This window comes from Streptococcus sp. A11 (genome assembly GCF_043674225.1).
Taxonomy (GTDB): Bacteria; Bacillota; Bacilli; order Lactobacillales; family Streptococcaceae; genus Streptococcus; species Streptococcus suis_V.
In genome coordinates this window covers 1-24,458 of the sequence record NZ_JBIMJS010000015.1, presented here as the reverse complement: position 1 = coordinate 24,458, position 24,458 = coordinate 1, and the positions used below count along the sequence as shown (strand labels likewise).

The following is a 24,458-nucleotide window of genomic DNA, read 5'->3' as shown; positions in this document are numbered from 1 at the left end:
TTTTGATAAGGAAAAATCATGCAAGAAGTATCTTTCACCGGAACTATCGACCGGATTATTTTTGAAAATCCCAGCAATTTTTATAAAATCCTGCTCTTGGAAATCGAGGAGACCAATGCGGATTATGACGACTACGAAATTATCGTGACCGGCACCATCGCAGACGTTATTGAAGGCGAAGATTACCGCTTTTACGGCAACTTGGTTACCCATCCCAAATACGGTCAGCAGCTGCAAATCTCCCGCTACGAACGCAGTAAACCAACTGCCTCTGGACTGGTCAAGTATTTTTCCAGCGACCATTTCAAGGGTATCGGCCGCAAGACGGCTGAGAAAATTGTCCAGCTCTACGGCGAGGATACCATTGATAAAATCCTAGCCGAACCTGAAAAATTGACCCAGATTACAGGATTGTCCAGCAAAAATCGGCAGGCTTTTGTGGAAAAACTCCGCCTCAACTACGGCACAGAGATGATTTTGTCCAAACTAGCCGAATACGGCATTCCCAACAAACTCGCCTTTCAAATCCAAGACCAGTACAAGGAGAAAACTCTGCAAATCATCGAGGAAAATCCCTACCAGCTGGTCGAAGATGTCCAAGGAATGGGCTTTACCATTGCCGATAAAATCGCTGAAAATCTGGGCATCGAGAGCGACTCACCACAACGTTTCCGAGCCGGCATGCTCTATTGCCTGCTCCAGCGCTCTATGGAGACGGGCGATACTTATGTCGAGGCGCGTGATTTGCTAGAGGCCAGCATTGACGTGCTGGAAAAATCCCGCCATGTCGAGTTGGACCCGGCTGCCGTAGCGCAGGAATTGACCGGTCTCATCAATGACGGCAAGGTCCAGCAGGCAGGCACCAAAATTTTTGACAACAGTCTCTACTTTGCTGAGGAAGGCATTCACAAGAACCTCAGCCGCCTCATGGGCAAAAATGGTTTCAAGCCCTTCCCACGCAAGGACGTCGAGACTGCCATTGCAGAGCTGGAAAGCATGTCATCACTGATCTACGATGCTATTCAGAAAGAGGCTATTGTCCGAGCTATTACCAATCCGCTCTTTATCCTAACTGGCGGACCCGGCACAGGCAAGACCACAGTCATCAACGGTATCATCGCGGTCTACGCTATCTTGCACAAGATTGATTTGACGAAAAACCGTGACGAATGTCCTATCCTCTTAGCCGCTCCAACCGGCCGAGCCGCCCGTCGGATGAATGAATTGACCGGCCTGCCAGCTGCGACCATCCACCGCCATCTGGGCTTGGTTGAAGGTCAAGAAGAATCCTACCGCGATGATTGTCTGGATGCGGAATTTATCATCGTCGATGAATTTTCTATGGTCGATACTTGGTTGGCCAACCAGCTCTTCCAGAATATTTCCTCTCAGACGCAGGTCCTCATTGTCGGAGATGCGGAGCAATTGCCATCGGTCAGCCCCGGTCAGGTCCTGGCCGACCTGCTCAAGATTAAAAAATTGCCCAGCCTAACGCTGGAGAAAATCTACCGCCAGTCCGACGACTCGACCATTGTCACACTTGCCAGTCAAATTCGGCAAGGCAGCCTTCCAGCTGATTTCCGTGAGAAAAAGGCAGACCGGTCTTATTTCGAGGCGCAAAACGAACAAATCCCTGCCCTGATTGAACGCATTATCGGTGCCGCCATCAAGTCGGGCATCCCAAGTCAGGAAGTGCAAATCTTGGCACCCATGTACCGAGGAGCAGCAGGCATTGACCAGCTCAACATTATGACCCAAAACCTGCTCAATCCAATAAGCGAGGGGCAATTGGAATTTGCTCATAACGACCAGATTTTCCGCCAGGGCGACCGGGTCATCCACTTGGTCAACGACGCTGAAAGCAATGTCTTTAATGGCGACTTGGGCTACATCACCGACCTCCTGCCTGCCAAGTACACCGACAGCAAGCAGGACGAGATTTCCATCAACTTTGACGGTAGCGAAGTGACCTACCCCCGCAATGAGTGGTACAAAATCACTCTGGCCTATGCCATGTCCATCCACAAATCTCAGGGGAGCGAGTTTCAGGTGGTCATTCTGCCCATCACCCGTACCAGCCACCGGATGCTCCAGCGCAATCTGGTCTACACGGCCATCACCCGCTCTAAGAGCAAGCTCATCCTGCTGGGAGAAATCTCCGCCTTTGACTACGCGGTCAAGAATGCCGGTACCCTGCGCAAAACCTATCTGGTTCCCCGTTTCCAAGGGGATCTTGAAGAAAAGGCAGAGCGGCCAGAGCAGATTTCACCAAATCTGCCTACAAAATCTGACCAGTCTATCTCGTCTGAACAGCCCGCACCAACCAAAGTACCTGTGGAAAAAACTGTATCTGCACCCAGCCAACTTTCCCTACTGGACCAAGAACCTATGGAAAACACCCCCATCCAGCCCACTAGCTACATTCTGACCGAAAAAAATATCCTCACCATCGACCCCATGATTGGCCTGACCGATGAAGATATTGCTCTATTTTTCAAATAAACCGCCTTTGTTACAAAAATATTACAAATGTTACAAAATTGTGTTGACACTATCCTTCTATTTTGCTATACTAAAATCAAACAGGAGGATTTTTATATGAAAAAGAAAATAACAAACGGTATTATACTCTTATCTGCAGCTATTTTATTAACAGCCTGTGGAAAAGAAACTACCCCGGCTACATCCACTAAGACCAGTGAGAAAACAGAACAAACCAGCTCTAGTAAAAAAGCTACAGACAATTCTACTAAGAAAGAAACTGATACAAGCTCTAGCCAAGCAACCGAATCTAGTGCTACAACAACTACTTCGTCTCAAGCAGAAAGTAGCTCATCTTCAAACCAGACCAAACAAGAAGAAATTGCAAGCCAGCCTAGCTCAACAACTATGACAGGAGACCAGCTATTGGCCTTGCCATCAGTAGCTCTTCCGACAGAACTTGTCGGTACTTGGACAGGCACTAGTCCACAAGCACGTATGGTCGAGGTAACCGTCGCAGCTGATGGGACTTTCACTGTTACTCAGGACTTCCGTCAAAGCGAAGATGAGGAAGTAACCGACTGGAATGTCCAACACCGGACTGCTGTCATTACAGACTTGATTTCACCTAAACCAAACCATTACCTGGTTCGCAAGTCGACAGGAGACGGAGTAGCTTTACTTCCTGGTGTAACAGGCATTGGTGATGCTGGAGGTCAACTCTTGCCAGGCTTCATTCTAGAAAATGGACAATACAAGGTTATTATGCAAGGTGTTTCAACCAATCCAGCATTTCCAACAACTATTGATTTAACTGCACCTGCTCAAATAATGGCAACCCTGAATAAGGAACAATAAGTCCTACCAACTAAGCTCGACTAGACCTGTCGGGCTTTTTCATTTTTTTTCGATGACCAATCTGAGTACAAAAAAACTAGGCTGTCACCTAGTTTCCATTGCTTGCTTCTTCGGAAGTTTCTGTTGCCTCTGGCGCCGGGACTTCTTTGGCCGGATTCATATTGACCCTGTGCCACTCATTGATGACGTAGGCGAGGGCGACCACTTGATTGTAACCCATAGGATCGATTTCGGTATCGTCCTCAGATGCGCCACCAAAATGAGCTGTATAAAGGGCAATGCTGTAAGGTGTTTCCTCCATGACAATGGCATCCAGATTGAGGGCTTCACGGACATAGCCGGGTTTTTGGTAGATGGTCACCCCGTGAACATACTCTTCAAACCAAGTTCCCGGAAAGGCATCATCTAGGTACTTCATCAGGTCTGCGTATTTGTCCTGACGCTGATAAAGGTAATCCAAGACCTGCGAATAATAGCTCGTTGTCGTCTGATTGCCATTAGCAGAAATAGTTGGCACGTCAGGATTTTTCGATTTACCATAGCGGCCAAACATGGTGTAGGCCTTGTCCATACCACCGATGCGCTCCGCTAAGGCATAGGCTGGAGTATTTTCAGACACTACAATGGAGCCGTATTGCATATCTGCGATCGTCATCATCCCATTATAATTGGCAACATAGGCGTCATGCTCAGGCTTGTATTCATAAGTTGTGCCGGTAATATCGTAAGCCTCTGTCGCTGAAACTTCACCTTTTTCCACCGCATCTACCACCAACATATTGAGGGGTAACTTATAGGTGGAGCCAGCGGTCATAGGCTGGGTATCGTTCATGGAGAAGACTTCATTGGTTTTGAGATTCTTATAGGTAAAGGCCACCTGTGATGGGTCCAATCCCTGCTCCAAGAGATAGGCCTTGACCGTATCTTCTAAACTCAGATTAGGATAATCATAATAGAGATAGAGACTGTTCATGTAAGCCAAATCTTCCTGCATGACCAAGTCTTTGGCCTCCTGAGACTTATGAACAGGCTTGACCACTTCTTTTTTGGTTTCTGTTTCCTTCGATCCACTCGCCGCTGCTTGGTTGGAAGAATCGGCTTTGCCTATCCCTTTCTTGGTCGAATCCAGATTGAAAAGGGCAACCATACCAAGCGTAAGGAGGACTAGTAAACCTAGAGCGATAGGAATATAGTCTGTCCAAACCTGCTTTTTACCATGCCGCGACCCACGTTTTTTTCTTCTTTTTGGCAATTTCCAAAATGAAAGAAATTTATCCACAGTCGGTTTGACAACTCCCTTAATCCTGTCTGTGTTTGGAAGAAGACGCTTTTCTGCAAGTCTTCCTGGTACAATCTGCTTCTCTCTAGACTGATCTAGCGCAATCGTTCTTGGAAAACGCTGATGAATCTGACCACGATTTCTCTTAGATGGAACTCTTCGGGGATATTTTCGCTTGGCAGACTTGGTCCAAACCTGTCGCCGAGATTTTCTTTGCTCATTCTCTCTTGTCATAACTCTACCAGTATAGCTGATTTACTTGGTCAAAACAAGCATTTATCATTGGAAAAGAGCTGATATAAGAAATTTTATTTTTTTCTGAAAATTTTTAACATAAAGCAAAGCATCCCCGTTTCCGAGGATGCGATAAGGAATGACTAGATTAATTCTTCAAATCGAACTTCTGCTAAGATTTCTGCGAATTGCTCTGGCGCAACTTCGGGGAAATAATTGAGGCAGTTGGCAGTTGCATAGGCAGCAGCCTCCTTGAGGAAGATTTCTGGCTCTTGGTTTTGGCTGATCCCCTTGACAAGGAGACCCAGATAGAAATCTCCAGCTGCAATTGGATTTTTAGCCTCTTTCTTAGGGGATTGGATACGGAAAAAGCGTTGACCGATTTTGGCCAGACTTCCCTTGCTGCCTAGGGTCACGATAAGATTTTCGTGAGGAGTCACTTCTTTGAGGATGCGCAGTACATCTTCTGGGTCATGTTCATCCAACTCTGGATAGATGTCCTTGAGCTCCTCATTGTTAATTTTAATCAGGGCTGGACGAGCCTCGTAAGCGGCACGAAGGGCTGCACCACTGGTATCCACAATGGTGCGGACCGCAGGGAATTTTTCAATAAACTGCTGGATATAATCATCCGGCATCCCCTTCATCAGACTGCCTGAAAAGACCAAGGTATCACCTGGTTGCAGGCTTTCCTCGATTTGCTTAGTAAATTGATCCAGGAGTTCTGCAGTCAATTCCAGGCCTTTTTCATAGAAGAGAACCACATCCCCTGTCGATGTTTCAACGTAGATATTACAGGTGCGGGTGTTTTGCCCAGACTGAACCACCTTGAGGGCATTGCCCTTGTCAGCATTGAGTTCCTCGATGTAGCGACCAATCGCTCCACCTAAAATAGTATGGATAACATAGTCCGTCTGGCCGTTTTCCTTGAGGGCATAGGCCACATTGAAACTCTTGCCACCTGGATAATCCCGGACTTCAAAGGGACGTAGGGGAATATTTTTCTCAATAGCCTCAACCAAGAGGGTTCGGTCAAGAGCAGGGTTGGGACAGACAAGATGAATCATAGCAATCTCCTTTTTTGATGTGATGTTCTATGATTATTATAACAGATATGTTGATATATGGTTGAAAAAAATAATAAAAAGAAACCAGAAATTTTCTGATTTCCCTATTTGAAATTGGTAACGGTCACACCCAGCAAACGAATGCCCTTTTCTGGCTGGCCGACTTCTTCAAAGATTTGGCGGACTTCCTTCTCAATCCTATCGGCTTGGTCAGTCGCCTCCGAAAAACTATGGCGCTTGGTCAGGGTCGAAAAATCTCCGTAGCGGATTTTGAGGACAATGGTCCGTCCTTTTTTCTGGTGCTTGGTCAGACTAACCGCCACCTTCTGACAGAGCTTGCCCAACTCTTGCAGAGCATCCTCTTCGCGATAGAGCAACTTGCGGTAGGTCCGCTCCTTACCGATAGACTTGCGGATGCGATTGGTTTTTACGGGTGAATTGGAAATACCCCTGGCCTTGCGGTAGAGATCAAAACCAAAACGACCGAAAGTGTCAATCAAAGTCATCTCCGATACATCTAACAAATCTGCCCCAGTATAGACTCCCATCTGATGCAATTTTTCGACGGTCTTCTTACCAACTCCGTGAAGTTTCTCGACAGGGAGACTGGCCAAAACCGGCACCGCATCCTCCGGCTTAATCAGGGTCAGTCCATGCGGCTTTTCCATGTCCGAGGCGATTTTAGCCATAAATTTATTATAGGAGACGCCAGCTGATGCCGTCAGGTGTAGCTCCTTCCAGATATCGTACTGGATGAGTTTGGCAATCTTGATAGCCGAAGTGATGCCCAGCTTATTTTCTGTCACATCCAGATAGGCCTCATCGATGGACATGGGCTCGACTAAATCCGTATAGCGGTGGAAAATTTCGCGGACCTGGAGACCAACTTCCTGGTATTTATCATAGTTCCCTGAAATGAAAACCGCCTGGGGACAGCGTTCATAGGCTTCTTTGGAAGACATGGCCGAATGAATTCCAAAGGCACGCGCCTCATAACTACAGGTGGACACCACCCCCCGACCGCCAGACAACCTAGGGTCCGCTCCAATAATAACAGGCTTTCCTTTCAATTCAGGATTGTCCCTTACCTCAATGGCAGCAAAAAAAGCATCCATGTCTACATGAATAATTTTTCTAGATAAATCATTGATTAGAGGAAAAATTAACATGAACACTCCTTTCTGCTCCTTCCTACTAGACATATTATAGCCTATCTAACAAATTTTTTCATAAAGCGAACATTGACAGGCAATTAGTACTCAATGAAATTCAAAATCAGACTAGGCGACGCATATGCAGATAGAGCACCACTACTTCGCATTTTTAGATAGTAGAATTTTCAAATGTATAAACTTAGACGTGTCCTGTCTCTAATTCCATTTTGCTATAAGTTTGCGAAAAGCTTCGATAAACAATACAAAAGAGGCAGGTCCAATACCTACCTCTAATGTATTTGGAGAACAAGTTAATTATTTTTTTCTGAAATGACTACTCAAATCGTCTTCTTCGAGCCGCCATAGCCATTAGACCTACTAAACCAGCTGCTAGGAGCAAGCCTTGTTCAGTTGTTTCACCTGTTTGCGGTAAAGTAGCTGAAGTAGCTTTTGCTGGTTTTGGACTAGCAGCTTCTTTCGCCAAGCTTGCAGGATCAATACTTGGAAGAGCAGCTACTGTAGGAGCATAGTTAGGAACTAAGCCTCCATCGAAAGCAGGTAACGGTTCTGCTTTAACACTATCACCTTTTGCAATCACAAGCGGTGGCAATTCCCCTAACGGAAGAGGATCTGCTTTGGTACTTTCTCCTTTTGCAGTGACGATGTCCTCATCTTGTTTGACTGGCTCATCAACTGTGCCTGGATTTGCAGGCGTTTCGGTAGCATTCAAGCGAGCAACTATAGCATCTAAGATATTTGCTGTCAAAAGATTTGCAGCTTCGACAGAAGCCATAAAGTCTTCCACTTCTTTGACAAGAGCTGTCTTACCTGCTGAACGTGCTGCAGTAAGTGCTGCTTCATATGCTGACTTATCAAGGGTGGCTTCTTCCTGAACAGGTGTCAAGAAACGGAATTCAGCAGCAGACATAAATTGATCTGCAGTATCACCGTATGAGGCAGTACCTGTAATCACAATCTTCTTAGCCTTAATTGTCTTACCGAAATCAATTGTCTTAGTAGCACTTGTTGCTGGCCAATCCGCACCAGTAAAGGTATGTTCCACGTTTTGATCATCAGTAATTACCAATGTCAATGCTTTCAAGATACCGTTGTGGCCTGATTGTCTCGGCACATATTCAAAACGTTGAATGTCTACTGGTCTACGAAGGTTAACTGTCGCTGGCTCATTAATATGACGGCCATTCCATGGTGTGTGCCAGATAGTAGACGGATTGCCGTCAAAGGCTTTAGCTAGTTCTTCACCTTCTTGAGCGTTAGCCTGAGCCAAGCCAATATCTTCATTTGTGATTGCTGTTTTCTTCACTTGAAGATTTTGACGGGCTGTATTGGCAGTAGCAATCAAGGTACGAGCGTCTTCGATACTAATATCCTCAGGAGCTGCAGACACTGCTAACAAAGCTTCTTTGTACGGTGCCAAACTTGCTTGAGTATAGTTTTCATTCAAGACTGGGGTATTTAAGTTATAGTAATCTGTTGTCAACAAGTGACCAGTCAAGGTAACTTCTTCGATCACCAGATTATCTAGCATAAAGTCATTGTAGCCTCGGAAGTTGGCATTTCCACCAGTATCTCCCTTAGTATCACCACCACGGCGAGTTGAGAAGATACCAACCCAAGTATTGCCAGACTCTGCACCTGTAACTAAGAAACTTGCTTTCTTAGCCTTATCACTATCTTCCCATGAATTGTTCAATGGATTCAGCGTTAGGCTACCGGCATCATTGTTATAACGTCCTTCACCGATAGCAAAGGCATAAGTTCCATTGGAACCAGCTTCATAATCAAAGCTTACACGATAGGCCTTGCCAGCTTCAAAGCGGAAGTTTTGTGGAATAGTTTGGTAAACAATGCTATTGCGAGCTGTCAGACCATTTGTCTTGAGTGACCAAGTGCCTTCAATGACATCGTCCACCTTCTTACCATTCCAGCCACGTTGAGTGTATGGAGCATGTTTTTCTGCAAGGTGGGTACGGTTGTCCTCAACTCCTTCAATACCACCGATAACAAATGGGAAAATACCTTGTGGAACACTCTCAAAGTTTTGCTTGAAGGTACCAGCAGTTGTATTGTGACCTCCTGCAAACATCGTTGAGTCATTTTCAAAGACACGAATTTCATCGAAATAGGTTGCTGCATCATCTGCATCGCGAGATAGGGTCAAACGTACATTATCCACATTGTCTCCAGTTGTGAAGAATACATACATGTTTTGGAAGTAACTTGTATCCTCAACCGTTGCGTTTTGTGGCAATGTATTATGAGCATAGGCTTTTACATAGTTCAGAGCAATAGACTCATTTGTATAGTTTGTAACTTCTGAACTACCTGTATTGACCGTAATGCTAGCTTTTGCAGTACTACGGTTGTCTACCCCTACATAAGCTGCATAGCTGGTATTTGGTTTCAGACCAGTCAATTTTTGACTGAGACTAACTTTGGATGTATTGCCTTGGATACGGAGCATATCGTTGGCACCTTGGGATTTGACCAAAGTAGCCTTGCTAGTATCACCATCAATTGTCCAATGGTCTAGCTTACCAGAGTTAAAGCCTTGGTCATAGATATGCATGCCGTCACTCCAGGACATCTCTGGATTTGTCTGTGGAGATTTATAGAGGACATACGGCACATTTGCATCTGCTTGAATGGTAATTTGACCATTGGTTACTGCCAATTCTTGAACATCTGTCTTACCTAGCTCAGTAAGTTTGTAGAGATAAACCTTATTACCAGTCCAATCTGAAGGAAGGGTCCAAGTTGTGGCACCTGCTTCTTCGTTGAAGTAGTACATTTTGTGTTTGTCACTAGTCAGGTCATTACCATTCGCATCCCAGTTCCAAGGCGCCAAGTAAGCTGCTCCATCTTGAATCGTACGACCATTCAAGGTTACTGTCCGTTGACGGTAGCCAGCATTGTTAACATCATTTGACTTACGGGTCAAGACCAAGGTATTGTCAGACTTGTCTTTCAAAGTGATTTCCATCTCTGGCGTCCAAGTATAGGTTTCACCGTTGTCCGTCATACGAACAGGGTCACCATTCTTCCAGTTGGTTACTTGGAAGTGTTGGATATACTTGGTCATCAGGTTGTTGGCAAACAAGTTGGTAATGTAACCATTATAGTCACTACGTCCTTGCCATCCTTCGAAATCTTTCATATCGTAGCCGCCAAGTAGTGGATAGTTTGCAGCACCACCATATGCAGGATAATCACCAACCCATGAATCTTTTTGGTGGTTACGAATGAAGCGGGCGATATTAGAGTTGATACCTTTCAGAGTAAAGCCACCATAGGTCAAATCTGCTGCCCAGTGCTGGAAGGTCGAGTCATACTCACCTGCATAACCCCATTCAAAGGCATTTCTCCAACCTTGCATATTGATTTCTTTGGCAAGAACATGAGTTTCCCAAGCATTTTCGCCACCAGACTGACCATTACCCCACACATCGACATAGATAAAGTCTAATCCGTCACCCAGTTCTTTCTTCAAATCTTCCCAACGTTTCAAACGGTTGTGGGCCAAATCATAATGACCACTGATGTTGATACCTTGATCAATCCAGTTCCAACCATAGGCGTAGTCCCCATTTGCCTGACGACGAAGAATCTCTTCAGAGAAGTATTGGGATTCTGGATAGGTTTCAGATGCATTGACGTGAATACCTAGTTTTGCACCATATGGTTGTGATTTTTCAATCAAGGTCTTGAAGTCTTCTGTGCCACCGATACGTTTACCAATATCTGCATAATTCAAGTGTCCAGAGTCATGACCTTCACTACCATAACCTTTCAAGAGGATACTTTGTCCCAAGCCATCTGTATGAAGGGCAATTTTCTTAATACCATCCAAGGTCATCAAGAATGGGTTTTGAGCCTGTGATCCAAAGTTCATAGCAATACGGTAAGCTACCAGTTCCGGTACATATTCATGCCCTTTTGGATTGTTCATGATGTCACGGTAAGCTATAGCCCCATCTTGCCAGTCTACCTTATTATCATTGTTTACATCAGCTGCAAAAACTACTTTTGCACTTGGCAATTCGAGAGTATATTCTGGATAAACGACACCGTTGTGGGCTCCCTCCCATCTCCATGGAGAGGAAGCAATTCCTAGATGAACACCAGTTTCACCATCAACAGTATATCGGTGGCTATTTGTTGTCAAGCGTGTAAAGTCACTTGCACCACCACCATAGCTATTTTGTGAATTACTCCAAACTGCTGCCGCAAATTGATCTGTTGAAACAAAGCCGTACATGTATCCTTGACGTTGGTAATTCACACCATCTTGCAATTGAATATGCTCATCACCTGTACGATGGGTGTGGGTCGACATGCGGCTTCCATCAAATTTTGCATCGGTTTGATGGCTAGCGACTGAAACCAAATTATTTTCATCAAAAGCAATGGTTTGGATCAACTTGGCAACATCATCAATCTCTGCTCCATAGGTCACTTGGTTGCGGTTATTAACTTCCAAAACATCAAAGTGAAGTTCTTTACCTTCTACCTTGATTTGAACCTTGATAGAAGCGTTGATTTTGTTAGCTTCATCCACAACATCCAAAACATAGTGAGCGGTCTTGTCGTCAACTTTGTTATAGGTAACGGTTGGCGTCACTTTCACATTGTTGATGCGTAGTGAATTGAGGGAATGAACCTGTCCAAATACCTTGTTCCCGTTGAAAGTATATTCTCTAACACGTGGGAAGGCCTGGTCAATCTTGGCAGTCAATTCACCTGAATTGAGTTCATCATAGGCAACTGCCGCATCATTGACAACAAAAGCTGGTGTTGGGGTTTCTTCTTTTTCATCTGCAGGGGTCACACCAGTTTGGTCATCTGCTTTTATATCAACCTTGGTTAATTGCTGACCAAATGTACCTAATTTCAAAGCAACTCGTTTTTCAGCTGACAAGGCTTCTTTCACAGCTGTTTCCAAGTTTAGTGTATCAAACAACTGTACATCATTGTTAGTAGCATTCAACTGCCCATCTGATTTGTATGAAATCGATAGAGTATTTTTACTATCTTTTACAGGAGATGTAGTGACTGTCCGTTCACGTAGCCAGTTTCCTGTACCGTTAACCTTGTACTCCCAGAACCATCCTAAATTATCATATCCAACAAAGAGGAAGTTGTTAACATCTTTGTATTTGACAAAGACTCCAAAACGGCCTTGGTTGTCTTCGGAACGCTCTACAAATTCCAAATTTACATTGACATTGCCTTCTGGGCTTGCTTCCAATCCAGCTTTTTCAAAGATGGCAATGCTATCTCCATTATTGTTTTGTGCCGTTGAAGAAAGTGCATTGTAACGAACTCCACCTTCTTCCTTGATGGCTACAGTTCCTTTGATGGCAGAGGTAGATGTCCACTCTGGCTGGATATCAGCTGGTGTTGGGGTTTCTTCAACCGGTTGTTCATCAGTATTTGCTTCATCGCTATTGAGACCAGTCTGGTTAGTTGCCTTAACATCTACGATGGTCCGATCTGCACCATAGCTTGTTACTTTGAGTTTGGCTGCATTGCTAGTCCGAAGATCTGCCAATACTTCTGCCGGAATTTGAATGGCATTGAAAAGTGCTGTTTCTTGATTCTCTGCAGACACGATCGAAGCAGACAATTGTCCTCCTGTTGTCAAGTTGACATTGAGACGATAAGCAGTATCTTTTGCTGGTTCATTGACACGAGTTCCACTATACCAGGTTCCGCCATTAGCTGCCGCAGGAGACTTGTACTCCCAGAACCATCCCAAATTATCATAGCCAACTAAAATATGTTTAGAAGCATCAGTATGGTTCAAATAGACACCGAAGCGACCTTTTTCAGCATCTGAACGTTCAATAAGATCTAGAGAAATAGCCGCGCTACCATCTGCATTCATTTTCAAATCAGGGCTAGTAAATGTACCTGTTGAAGCACCGTTATCTTGGCCACTAACAGAAGACAAACGGTTGTAACGAACACCATCTTCTTCACGAACTTCAACAGTACCTGCTGGGTTGGAGCTAGCTGTCCACTCCGCTGCAACTTCTTCCGTTGTGTTTGTTGCTGGCGCAAGGTTGAGTTCTGGAGTTACTGCTGCCTCTGCAGTTTCTGTCGCAGCTCTCTCTTCGACCTCCTCTTCAGCCGCAGCTTCCTCCGTAGGGGCCAGAACAGCTTCTCTGGTAGCACCTTCTGCTACAGTTATTTCATCAGCCTTGATTTGAACACCAGAAAACAGGCTCATTCCAACAATGACCGATGCTGCACCAACGGTTAGTTTTCTAATTGAGTAGTGATTTTTCTTAGAAAACAAATCTTTCGAATAATTTCTCATTGTTTACCTCCTTATGATATGTTGAGAAAATTGGTTTATACAGCTTTATTTTACAAAAACGCTTACACGATGTCAATATGTTAACATGTTTTTGTTTTGTTTTTTTTGACAAAAATCTTTTTCTATGAAAGTTTAATAATTTTTTCACATTTTTTTGAAACCACTTACCACATTTTTCAAGTGTTTTCAAGTGTTTTGACCTTGCAGAAAGTGCTTACATATGATATACTAAAATATGTGAAAAACAAAACTATCCTAAAGGAGAACCCTCATGTCAACAAAAGTAAAAACTAAAAACGTTACTGAAGACATTTTCGCCCAAGCCTGGGAAGGCTTCAAAGGTACCGACTGGCAAGATAAGGCTAGTGTAACTCGTTTCGTACAAGCCAACTACACGCCATATGATGGTGATGAAAGCTTCCTTGCAGGCCCAACTGAGCGTTCACTGCATATTAAAAAAATTATCGAGGAGACAAAAGCAGGCTACGAAGACACTCGTTTCCCTATGGATATCGACCGTGCAACTTCTATTGCTGATATTGGCCCTGGCTTCATCGATAAAGAAAATGAGCTCATCTTTGGTATCCAAAATGATGAACTCTTCAAGCTTAACTTCATGCCAAAAGGCGGTATCCGTATGGCTGAGACTACTCTCATCGAAAACGGCTACACTCCAGATCCACTCTTGCATGAAATTTACACCAAACACGCAACCACTGTAAATGACGGTATCTTCCGTGCCTACACAGCTAACATCCGCCGCGCCCGCCACTCACACCACGTTTCTGGTCTGCCAGATGCTTATTCTCGTGGTCGTATCATCGGTATGTACGCACGTTTGGCACTTTACGGGGCTGACTATCTCATGGAAGAAAAAGTAGCCGACTGGAATGCTATCACTGAGATTGATGAAGAATCCATCCGTCTCCGCGAAGAAGTCAACATGCAGTATCAAGCTCTCCAACAAGTTGTTCGCTTGGGTGACCACTACGGCGTTGACGTCCGAAAACCAGCCATGAACACCAAGGAAGCTATCCAGTGGACCAACATCGCCTTCATGGCAGTATGCCGTGTCATCAACGGTGCTGCAACTTCCCTCGGTCGTGTACCAATCGTTCTTGATATCTATGCAGAACGTGACTTGGCTCGCGGAACATTTACAGAATCAGAGATCCAAGAATTTGTTGACGATTTCGTATTGAAACTTCGTACCGTTAAATTTGCTCGTACAAAATCATTCGACGAAATCTACTCTGGTGACCCTACCTTCTTGACCACTTCTATGGCAGGTATGGGTAATGACGGTCGCCACCGTGTTACCAAGATGGACTACCGTTTCCTCAACACGCTTGACAATATCGGCAACTCGCCAGAACCAAACTTGACCGTTCTCTGGTCTGACAAATTGCCGTATGCCTTCCGTCGCTACTGTATGGCTATGAGCCACAAGCATTCTTCTATCCAATACGAAGGTGTGACAACCATGGCCAAAGACGGCTACGGCGAAATGTCTTGTATCTCTTGCTGTGTGTCACCACTTGACCCAGAAAGCGAAGACAAACGCCACAACATCCAGTACTTCGGCGCTCGTGTCAACGTTTTAAAAGGTCTCCTTTCAAGCTGGAACGCTGGTTACGATGATGTCCACAAAGAATACAAGGTATTTGACGGTGTTGAGCCAAACCAAGAAGAAATCTTCACCTACGACCGTGTCATTAAAGACTTTGAAACTGCCCTTGACTGGTTGACAGATACCTATGTGGATGCCATGAACATCATCCACTTCATGACCGACAAGTACAACTACGAAGCAGTTCAAATGGCCTTCTTGCCAACTCACCTTCGTGCAAACATGGGCTTCGGTATCTGTGGATTTGCTAATACAGTCGACTCCTTGTCAGCTATCAAGCACGCGCAGGTTAAACCAATCCGTGACGAAGATGGCTTTATCTATGACTATGAAGTAATCGGTGACTTCCCACGCTACGGTGAGGATGATGACCGTGTAGATGATATTGCCAAATGGCTCATGGAAGCATTCTATACTCGTCTTGCAAGCAAGAAACTCTATAAGAATGCAGAAGCTGCCGTGTCTATCTTGACTATCACTTCAAACGTTGCCTACTCTAAACAAACTGGTAACTCACCAGTTCACCGTGGGGTATTCCTCAACGAAGATGGCTCAGTCAACACTTCTAAAGTAGAATTCTTCCCACCAGGTGCCAACCCAACTTCTAAAGCTCGTGGTGGTTGGTTGCAAAACTTGAACACCCTTTCTAAATTGGACTTCAACCATGCCAACGACGGTATCTCATTGACAACTCAGGTTTCTCCAAAAGCGCTTGGTAAGACCTTCGATGAGCAAGTAACAAACTTGGTGACAATTCTTGACGGTTACTTCGAACAAGGGGGTCAGCACGTTAACTTGAACGTTATGGACTTGAACGACGTTTATGAGAAAATCATGGCTGGTGAGGACGTTATCGTTCGTATCTCTGGATACTGCGTAAACACTAAATACCTCACTAAAGAGCAAAAAATGGAATTGACCCAACGTGTCTTCCACGAAGTTCTCTCAATGGACGACCACGCAGCTGAAGTTTCAGGTGCGAATGCTTAATCAAAACAAACTGAAAAGGACTTGCAATGCAGGTCCTTTTTGCTGTATAAGAATTTTCTTCTGAAGAAACAACGGACTCCCTTGATAATTATTCGTTTCCGTCACCGCCTCATTAAGAAGATACTACCGAGCCATAGGTGCTGCTTATTCTTTATAGTACCTATTCCACATGATCGAGAGATAGGATGGATAAATACATATCTAATCTCTCATTCAAATAAGGGGCAAACAAATCTTCCATTGCTGACAAACTTCCTTTGGCATGAAAGTCATCAAAGGCCATGTAGTAAGCTAATCGATCTGAGAATTTTATATCAATCGGAGAGTAGCCAGCCTTCATCAGCTCCAGGTTAACCAAAAGCCGACCCGTCCTACCATTCCCATCAATAAAGGGATGGATACTTTCAAAGGCGATGTGAAAACGAGCCATCTTGGTCACGATGTCTTCCTGACTTTGAACATAGTCCGCCAGCCATTGCTCCATAAAAGGCTGGGCAGGTTTATTTGCAGCTACCATGATACGTACCGGCACTTTTCGATAGACGCCCCTATCGTCTTTTTTATCCGATAATACCAGATAGTGAATATCCTTCACGACCTGCTCCGTCAAGGGAGTATCCTCTGCCACCAGGGTCTGCACATACTCAAAAGCTTCCCTATGACCAAGGGCCTCAAGGTGATCTTTCCAATATTTCTGGTCAATGGTCAAACCGCGCAAGACCATATCTGTCTCACGGAGGGTCGGAAGGATAGGCGAAAAACGGAAGGATAGGGAGAGGATTTTCGGAAGGATAGGGATAACATAACAACTTTGATAGAATGACAGATCATCAAAATCAGACTGAAATCGGTAGTATAGTGACTCTAAAAATCAATCACATTCAGCAACCAAATTCTCTTCATCTACTGAAATTGGCTATACCGTTCTTTCTTCAAATTTTGAATAGAGAGCATGGCTACAAAGCTAATTAGGTAAAGACTAGATAGAAAGACCATGACAGTAGCTGGGCTGGAAGCATCCAGAATCATACCGATAATGACAGAGGAGAAGCCTCCTACTGCCCGACCGACGTTTAGGATAACGTTATTGGCTGTAGAGCGGATGTGATGTGGATAAAGTCGGGTAATCATAGCACCATAGCCTGCGAACATCCCATTTACAAAGAAACCAACAATCATACCACCCAGAATCATAGTCACTTGGGAATTGGCAAACTGGAAGAGATAGACACAGACGGCCGAGGCAAGGAGAAAGGCACTGTAAACTGGCTGAGGACCAAATTTATCCAGGAGATGGCCAAAAACCAGCATACCGATACACATGCCAAGAATGGTAGTGACCATCCACAAAGAAGAATCTTTGACACTAATATTTAGACTGGTTTGAATAATGGTCGGCAACCAATTCATCATACCGAAGTAGCCTGCGATTTGCACCGTTGTCATAACCATCAATGCCAGTGTCTGGACTGTCAAAGCAGGCGTTTTAAACAATTGACTAACATGAGCGACTTCCGTATCTTCCTTGTCCTGGTCTGGAGAATGGTCTAAGATGGCATCATCTTTTATAGCCACTTGCATCCATAAGACCAGAAGGAGAGGCAAGAGTCCAAAAAGGAAGAGCCCCTTCCAGCCTAAACTTGGAGCCAACCAGCCTGCCAAGAGAGCCGAGCTGATAGAACCAATCTGGCCTGCGATACCATTGAGGGAAGAAATTCGTCCCATCTTTTCCTTGGGGACAATACCTGCCATAATAGCAATAGCGACACCATACTCACCACCGACCCCGATGCCGGCAATAAAACGCATGAGGTAAAGGTAAGGCAGGCTATTGGTAAAGTAGATGAGTCCCGTGGCAACTGCAAAGATGACAATGGTCCACTTGAAAACCTTAAATTTATTGTAGCGGTCAGCAAGGACACCGAATACTAGTCCACCCAGTAGCATACCCAGATTGGTGATGGTCGCAATCCAGCCAGCCTGGGCTCCAGAAATGCCCAGCTCTGCTATGATATTAGCCATAGAAAATGACAGGAACATGACATTTAAATCGTCTGTTCCAGAAGCCACAATGGCCGCCGCTAAGGCACATTGATTATTTTTATCGAGTTTCAAACCCAACATAGACAATTCTCCTTTTCAATGGTGGCTCACAGACCACCTTTATTAAAAATTGAGAAAAGCTCAAACAAAAACAGGAACTACCGTCCCTGCTCTTAAAAGTGCATTAAAATAATGTGGAAAAATACCTTTCCATCTCTCATTGATTCACTTTTATGCCTCACAGGACACAGTTAAAGCTATTAACAATTTTTACCAGTCTACTAAAAAAGAGAAGAACTGTCAACTAAATTTATGCAGTACTTCTAAAAGTAAGTCCCCAACTTCTCAAACGTCTTATCATTCCGGATGGTCAATTGCTTGTAAAAGGGAGAACCAGCTAATTTTTTATGATAGGCCGTGCCGTGGTAGCCTGCCTCAGAAGTCACCACCCAATAAATAGCCCGGTCCGTCAGCTGGAAAATCTCAGCTCCTAGCACAAGGTCTGCCAAATAGTTTTTCAATTTGTCAAACTCAAGTTTCTCTGTAAAAAAGAGTACATTCTTCCGGAAATAATCTTCCTGCCACCAAGCTGGTAATTGGACTAGCTCCGCCCCGTAATCTTCTTCGCTCAGAAGAGCAAAGGCCTCAACAAAAGGATAATTCGCCGCAAAAAACTGGTCAAAGTCCGCCACGATATCCGCTCTGCTATGGGCCGACGAGAAAAATAAATTCCCAGAATTGATATAGGTCTCAACATCTGTGTAGCCCATGGCCTCTACCTGCTGGCGGAGCTCCGCCATGACGACCTTATTGCGTCCGCCAACATTGATGCCCCGCAGTAACAAGACATATCTCACGATACTTCCTCCTCCAAAACCTGTTTTATCAATTTCATGACCTGATTGCGGTCCAACTTCCACCGAGCCCGCTCGTCCTTATCGTAGGTCCGATTAGACAGGAAAATAGCGGCCTTTTGCAAGGGACGATTGTACATGATAAAGGTCCCTGTATAGCCCGTATGGGACAACCAGTCCCCCTTTTTATCCCAGGCCAGTGACCGCTTGCGCTTGTCATCAAAACCATAGTCCTGGGTCAAATCTGCCGCAAAGTCCGCTGTCAGATAATGCTCCAAGAAGATTTCCAAATCCCTAACCGTCGAAAACAGGCCTGCACTCCCCGCGTGGAGCCCCAAGACACGCGCCTTAGGATCATGCACTACACCCGCCTCGATACCACGCACCGTCGGCACCGCCTGACTGACTGGTCCATAAGAGGTTTGGGACATGCCAAAGGGCTCTAGAACGCCTTGACTGATTAGCTGGTCCAGACTAGCTCCACCCAGTTCCTCCAGCAAAAAGCCCAGCAGGAGAAAATTGATATCAGTATAGAAAAAGTCCTTCTTCTCCGTCACCCTAATCTTCAAAATCGCTTCTTTGAGCTGGTCGGCATCCAGACTATCCCGATTGGGAATAAAGGGATCAATGCCGCTGGTGTGGGTCAATAATTGCCGAATGGTCACTTGACTATTCTGAAAAGCAGGATAGTAAGACTGCAAGGACCTATCTAGCTCCAAAGCTCCGCTATTGACCAAAAAAGTCGCAAGAGTGCCTACACCAACTACCTTTGACACAGAGGCCAAATCATAAGTCAAACCCGCCTCAACTGGTGTCTGACCATCCTGGGTCCCCAGATAGTACTCCTGCCACTGACCCTTAGAAAAAAGAGCCAGACTGGCACCAGGATAGACTCCTGCCGCAATCTGCTCTGAAATCTTGTCTAAAATTGCTTCTCTCATTTTTCAAACCACAATTCAATACCGCTTGGGTCTGTTGTTTGGATAAAGGTCGCTTTCTTGTCTTTGAAAAACGGAACGTCCAGCTTGCTCTCCAAATCAGACCAATCATAATCACTCTCTACCGCAAAACGGAGGCTGTCCAAGTCCCAGATCTCTTCTGCTGGTGTCAGTAAATCTTCACCCTCTGCCCCAACAAAACGCAAAAAGACCTGGTTGGGCAAGATAGTCTCATAAAAATCCTGGCTAACTACTGGATGAGGGCTGTTAATCCAAACAGACTCCACCTCAAAATGACTTAAACCAGCGAAATCAGCATCCCCCTTAAAAGGAACTGGTGGCAGAATAGCTGTTAAATCATCAATGCTTGCCTCACTGTGGAGCAAAAAAGTATCTCCCTCAGGTGATACTGCCTCAAAACCATAGCCATTATGCCCCTTGTAGAGCTTGCTGTAAACCGTTCCATTAGCCAACAGAGCCTCAATTTCGTTAACCTTCTCGACCTTGATAATGATTTTATTGAGCTTCTTCAGTCCACGAACAGCCCGGCTGCGATTGCCTGGCGATTCCTGCAAAACCAGCTTAATCTCGCTGTCTTGATGACCAGCAAATTCCGCAAATGGGCCGTCTTCCAGCTTGGTTTTCATCCCCAAATTATCTTCTAGGAAGGCTTGATTAACACTTCTATTATTGACCCGCAGCACAGGTACTACGGGTTGATTTTCCCTTAACACAATCATTTCCCTCCTAATATCATTCCTAGATATTATATAGAATTTTACTTAATTTTACAAATGATTTCCTGTAGATTTCGACATTTTTCCTTACAGAATTTCTAACTATTCTTAGACAAATTTGCCCCTTTTCCGCTATAATGGAAGGTAGACAATTTCAGAAAATAAGGAGCTCCTATGCGTTTTAATCAATTTTCATACATCCCACAAAATCGGGAAACCATTGTAAACGAACTCCATTCTATCGGCTTTGCGGTCGATAGTCAAGCAGAAATAAAAGAAATCCTGGAAATCTTCGTAAGAACCTGTCATTTTCTGACAACCAACACAGACTTTGCCCTGTCCAATATGATTGCAGACTGGGAGACAGACCTCTTGACCTTCTTTCAGTCGGACCGCCAAGTCACTGCGGAAGTTTTCTACCAAGTAGCCTTTCAATTGCTGGGCTTTGTGCCAAACTTTGACTATACTGATGTTGCGGCTTTTGCCGAGAAAACCAATTTCCCAATTGTCTTTGGCGACATCATTGACAACCTCTACCAGCTGCTTGCCACCCGCACCAAGTCAGGCAATACCTTGATTGACCAGCTGGTAGCGGATGATTTGATTCCTGAAGATAATGCGTATCATTTCTTCAATGGCAAAGCCCTTGCGACCTTCTCGACCAAGAATCTAATTCGCGAGGTCGTCTATGTCGAAACGCCTGTGGACACAGCAGGAACTGGGCAGACGGACATTGTCAAGGTTTCTATTTTACGTCCTCACCACGAGGGGGGCATTCCCGCTATCATTACCAATAGCCCTTATCACCAAGGAACCAATGATGTCGCAAGCGATAAGGCTCTTCACAAAATGGAAACGGAGCTAGCTAAAAAGACTCCCGGCAAAATTGAGGTGGGCACACCAAGCTACAAGACCCTTGAGCTAGACCAGCGTGACTTGCCGACGAGCCCAGCGACTGAAAAACTGGGACACATCGGCTCTTATTCACTCAATGACTACTTCCTATCACGCGGTTTTGCCAGCCTCCATGTGTCTGGTGTCGGCACGCTGGGATCGACTGGCTACATGACATCTGGCGACTACCAGCAGGTTGAGGGCTACAAAGCGGTGATTGACTGGCTGAACGGTCGCACTAAGGCCTATACAGACCATACTCGCTCGCTAGAGGTCAAGGCCGATTGGGCCAATGGTAAGGTAGCGACGACGGGACTGTCTTATCTCGGTACCATGTCCAATGCCTTGGCAACAACTGGCGTGGACGGATTGGAAGTCATCATCGCAGAAGCTGGGATCTCCTCTTGGTATGACTACTACCGTGAAAACGGGCTGGTGACCAGCCCTGGTGGCTATCCAGGCGAGGACCTGGACAGCTTGACTGCCCTGACCTACTCCAAGAGTCTGCAAGCAGGCGACTTCCTCCGCAATAAAGCAGCCTACGAAAAAGGATTGGCAGCAGAACGAGCTGCCCTGGACCGCACCAGTGGCGACTACAACCAGTATTGGCAGGACCGCAATTATTTACTCAATGCCGACAAAGTCAAGTGTGAGGTCGTCTTTACCCACGGCTCACAGGATTGGAATGTCAAGCCTATTCATGTCTGGAATATGTTCCACGCTCTGCCAGACCACATTAACAAGCACCTCTTTTTCCACAATGGTGCCCACGTTTACATCAATAATTGGCAATCCATTGATTTCCGTGAAAGCATGAACGCCCTGCTCAGCCAAAAACTCCTTGGCCACGACAATGCCTACCAACTTCCGACCGTCATTTGGCAGGAAAATACTGGCGAGCAAAGCTGGACCACACTGGAAACCTTTGGCGGAGACCAGCAAATCAGCTTGGGTCTGGGACAGGCTGAGGCAGCTATTCAAAACAACTATGATGAGGAAACCTTTGCTAAATACGGCAAATCCTATCCAAGTTTCCACCAAGACTTGTTTGCGGACAAGGCCAATCAGATTACGGTGGACATTGAACTGGACCAAGATGTCCAGCTCAACGGTAGAGCCTGCTTAGAACTCCGTGTCAAATCCAATCTAGCCAAAGGGCTCTTGTCTGCCCAGTTATTGGACTTTGGACCAGCAAAACGCCTGGCACCAATCCCAGTACCGCTGGCTCGCCTCAGCTTAGACAACGGTCGCTACCACGCTCAGGAAAATTTGACCGAATTGCCATTCAAAGAAAGCCCACAACGAGTCATCACCAAAGGCTATCTTAACCTGCAAAATCGCTGTGACTTGATGACCGTTGAGTCCGTCACACCAGATGAGTGGATGAACCTGACCTGGGAACTCCAGCCAACCATTTACAAGCTGAAAAAAGGCGATAAACTCCGCCTGGTCCTCTATACGACCGACTTTGAAATCACCGTGCGCGACAACACAGACTATCGCATCACAGTGGACTTGGCACAGTCCAAGCTACATTTACCGCATGCATAAACCAGAAAACGAGCTGCACCTGCAACTCGTTTTTTTTACTGCCTATTTTTCTAAAGGATGAATAATCACACCTTGCACCACTCGATTCACCGTTCCGGTTGGCGACGGAGTGTCTGGCAAGTTCTTGCACTTGATGGCTGCCATGATAGACACCGTTTGGGCAAAGACCACGTATGGGAAGGTCAAGAAGACGTCTGGTAGCTCTGCTCCGCCTTCTGCTAGGACGAAATTTGGTGCCTCAGTGCCTTCCAATTTCGATGCAGAAAGGGCAACAATTCGCTCTGCTATTGCGTCCCCATGCACCTCATTCACGAGGTCCACATCGTACTGACGTGTATAAGCATCATTTGAGACAAATTGGAAAATCAAGGTCTTATCGTTGATGAAGGATTTTGGTCCATGACGGAAACCGAGCGGAGACTCGTACATGGTCGCAATCTTACCAGCGGTCAATTCCAAAATCTTCAGCTGAGCCTCGTGGGCAACCCCGTAGAAACCGCCTGCTCCCAGGTAAATCACGCGCTCAAAATCCAGATCAATAATCCCTTGGATGAAGTCCTCACGGTCCAAGACATCCTGGCCAAGGCGAGCAATGGTGTCGACCCATGCAGCTTTTTCTTCTTGGCTAGCTGGCGAGAAGACAAGCAGGGCCGTCAAGGACATACAGCTGTAAGAACCTGTCATGGCAAAGCCCTTATCGTTGGAGCCGGCTGGTTGCAAGAGCAAGAGATTGTCTGCATCTCCCTCTGCCGCTTGAGCCAATTTCCCTTCAGGTGCACAGGTAATGGTTACTTGGTAAAGGGTGTCAACCAGTGTCTTGGCAATTTCCACCGCTGCCACACTCTCTGGAGAATTTCCAGAACGGGCAAAGGATACCAGGATAGTCGCTACATCAGCCTGAAGATAATCATGCGGACGACCAACCAATTCTACCGTACCAATGGCTGAGAAGCGAATGCGTTTCAAGTCATTGACATTATTGAGGTAGTTGGCGATGCTCTGACCAACGAAGTCAGATGTCCCTGCCCCTGTCAAAATGACATGGACAAAATCATGTTTCTCCTTGATGTCAGCCACAAAGCGCTCTATGACTTCAAGCTTATCGAGATAGAGCTGGTAGGCCTCGCGCCAGAGTCCAGGCTGTTGGAAAATCTCACCCGCTGTAATATGGGCACCCAACTTTTCAAGTTCTTCTTTTGCTAAACGGAACATAGGTCCTCCTTGTTTTATCTGGTTATAACCAGTTTTTCTTTTATTATACAAGAAAGTACCTACAAAGTCAAGTTAAAATAGATTGATATATGCAATTTTGGTGATTATATTTATTACGAAAGTTCTATAATGAAGTTAGCCACCTTACCTTAGCCAAGAATTAGATGTTTCACTATATGTGAGTAAGTTGATG

General features: G+C 45.3%; 13 protein-coding genes and 1 pseudogene. 4 read left to right on the top strand and 10 right to left on the bottom strand.

Annotated features, from left to right (window positions below; all coding sequences use genetic code 11):
• Positions 1–18 precede the first annotated feature (18 nt).
• Together ACHBIF_RS08810 and ACHBIF_RS08805 are read left to right on the top strand one after the other, a co-directional pair.
• On the top strand, positions 19–2,502 hold the full coding sequence (locus ACHBIF_RS08810; protein ID WP_394719986.1) for an ATP-dependent RecD-like DNA helicase: 2,484 nt from the start codon (positions 19–21) through the stop codon (positions 2,500–2,502).
• A gap of 96 nt (positions 2,503–2,598) precedes the next feature.
• On the top strand, positions 2,599–3,339 hold the full coding sequence (locus ACHBIF_RS08805; RefSeq protein ID WP_394719984.1) for a hypothetical protein: 741 nt from the start codon (positions 2,599–2,601) through the stop codon (positions 3,337–3,339).
• Positions 3,340–3,427: 88 nt separating this feature from the next.
• On the opposite strand, the gene ACHBIF_RS08800 is transcribed toward ACHBIF_RS08805, so the two are convergent.
• The 4 genes from ACHBIF_RS08800 to ACHBIF_RS08785 form a co-directional block, all read right to left on the bottom strand.
• Entirely contained in the window at positions 3,428–4,852 is a 1,425-nt protein-coding gene (locus ACHBIF_RS08800) for a serine hydrolase (protein WP_394719982.1), read from the bottom strand.
• 143 nt (positions 4,853–4,995) lie between these two features.
• The gene (locus tag ACHBIF_RS08795) at positions 4,996–5,919 is read right to left on the bottom strand and encodes a 1-phosphofructokinase family hexose kinase (protein WP_394719980.1); all 924 of its coding nucleotides are present in this window, start codon (positions 5,917–5,919) and stop codon (positions 4,996–4,998) included.
• Positions 5,920–6,023: 104 nt separating this feature from the next.
• Entirely contained in the window at positions 6,024–7,088 is a 1,065-nt protein-coding gene (gene dinB / locus ACHBIF_RS08790) for a DNA polymerase IV (protein WP_172074702.1), read from the bottom strand.
• A gap of 319 nt (positions 7,089–7,407) precedes the next feature.
• Positions 7,408–13,416 (bottom strand): endo-alpha-N-acetylgalactosaminidase family protein, encoded by a 6,009-nt coding sequence (locus ACHBIF_RS08785; RefSeq protein WP_394719977.1) that lies wholly within the window; start codon positions 13,414–13,416, stop codon positions 7,408–7,410.
• Between the two features lie 271 nt (positions 13,417–13,687).
• On the opposite strand from ACHBIF_RS08785, the gene pflB reads away from it, so the two are divergent.
• Complete coding sequence (gene pflB, locus ACHBIF_RS08780) at positions 13,688–16,036, top strand: formate C-acetyltransferase (protein WP_394719975.1); 2,349 nt, start codon at positions 13,688–13,690, stop codon at positions 16,034–16,036.
• Between the two features lie 160 nt (positions 16,037–16,196).
• On the opposite strand, the pseudogene ACHBIF_RS08775 reads toward pflB, so the two are convergent.
• From ACHBIF_RS08775 to ACHBIF_RS08755, 5 genes and pseudogenes are all read right to left on the bottom strand, one after another.
• Positions 16,197–16,778: pseudogene (locus ACHBIF_RS08775) on the bottom strand (Fic family protein); the annotation flags it as partial.
• Between the two features lie 161 nt (positions 16,779–16,939).
• Complete coding sequence (locus ACHBIF_RS08770) at positions 16,940–18,160, bottom strand: MFS transporter (RefSeq protein ID WP_394719973.1); 1,221 nt, start codon at positions 18,158–18,160, stop codon at positions 16,940–16,942.
• 242 nt (positions 18,161–18,402) lie between these two features.
• Complete coding sequence (locus ACHBIF_RS08765) at positions 18,403–18,939, bottom strand: DUF1697 domain-containing protein (RefSeq protein ID WP_105110630.1); 537 nt, start codon at positions 18,937–18,939, stop codon at positions 18,403–18,405.
• Positions 18,933–19,874 (bottom strand): serine hydrolase domain-containing protein, encoded by a 942-nt coding sequence (locus tag ACHBIF_RS08760; RefSeq protein WP_394719970.1) that lies wholly within the window; start codon positions 19,872–19,874, stop codon positions 18,933–18,935. The genes ACHBIF_RS08765 and ACHBIF_RS08760 overlap by 7 nt, the downstream gene beginning before the upstream one ends.
• On the bottom strand, positions 19,871–20,611 hold the full coding sequence (locus tag ACHBIF_RS08755; protein ID WP_394719968.1) for a CppA N-terminal domain-containing protein: 741 nt from the start codon (positions 20,609–20,611) through the stop codon (positions 19,871–19,873). Before ACHBIF_RS08755 ends, ACHBIF_RS08760 begins: the two co-directional genes overlap by 4 nt.
• A gap of 171 nt (positions 20,612–20,782) precedes the next feature.
• Here ACHBIF_RS08755 and ACHBIF_RS08750 point away from each other — a divergent pair, with 171 nt between their 5' ends.
• Complete coding sequence (locus tag ACHBIF_RS08750; protein WP_394719966.1) at positions 20,783–23,053, top strand: Xaa-Pro dipeptidyl-peptidase; 2,271 nt, start codon at positions 20,783–20,785, stop codon at positions 23,051–23,053.
• Positions 23,054–23,095: 42 nt separating this feature from the next.
• On the opposite strand, the gene ACHBIF_RS08745 is transcribed toward ACHBIF_RS08750, so the two are convergent.
• Positions 23,096–24,265, bottom strand: a complete 1,170-nt coding sequence (locus tag ACHBIF_RS08745) for an SIS domain-containing protein (RefSeq protein WP_394719964.1) — start codon at positions 24,263–24,265, stop codon at positions 23,096–23,098.
• Positions 24,266–24,458: the final 193 nt, after the last annotated feature.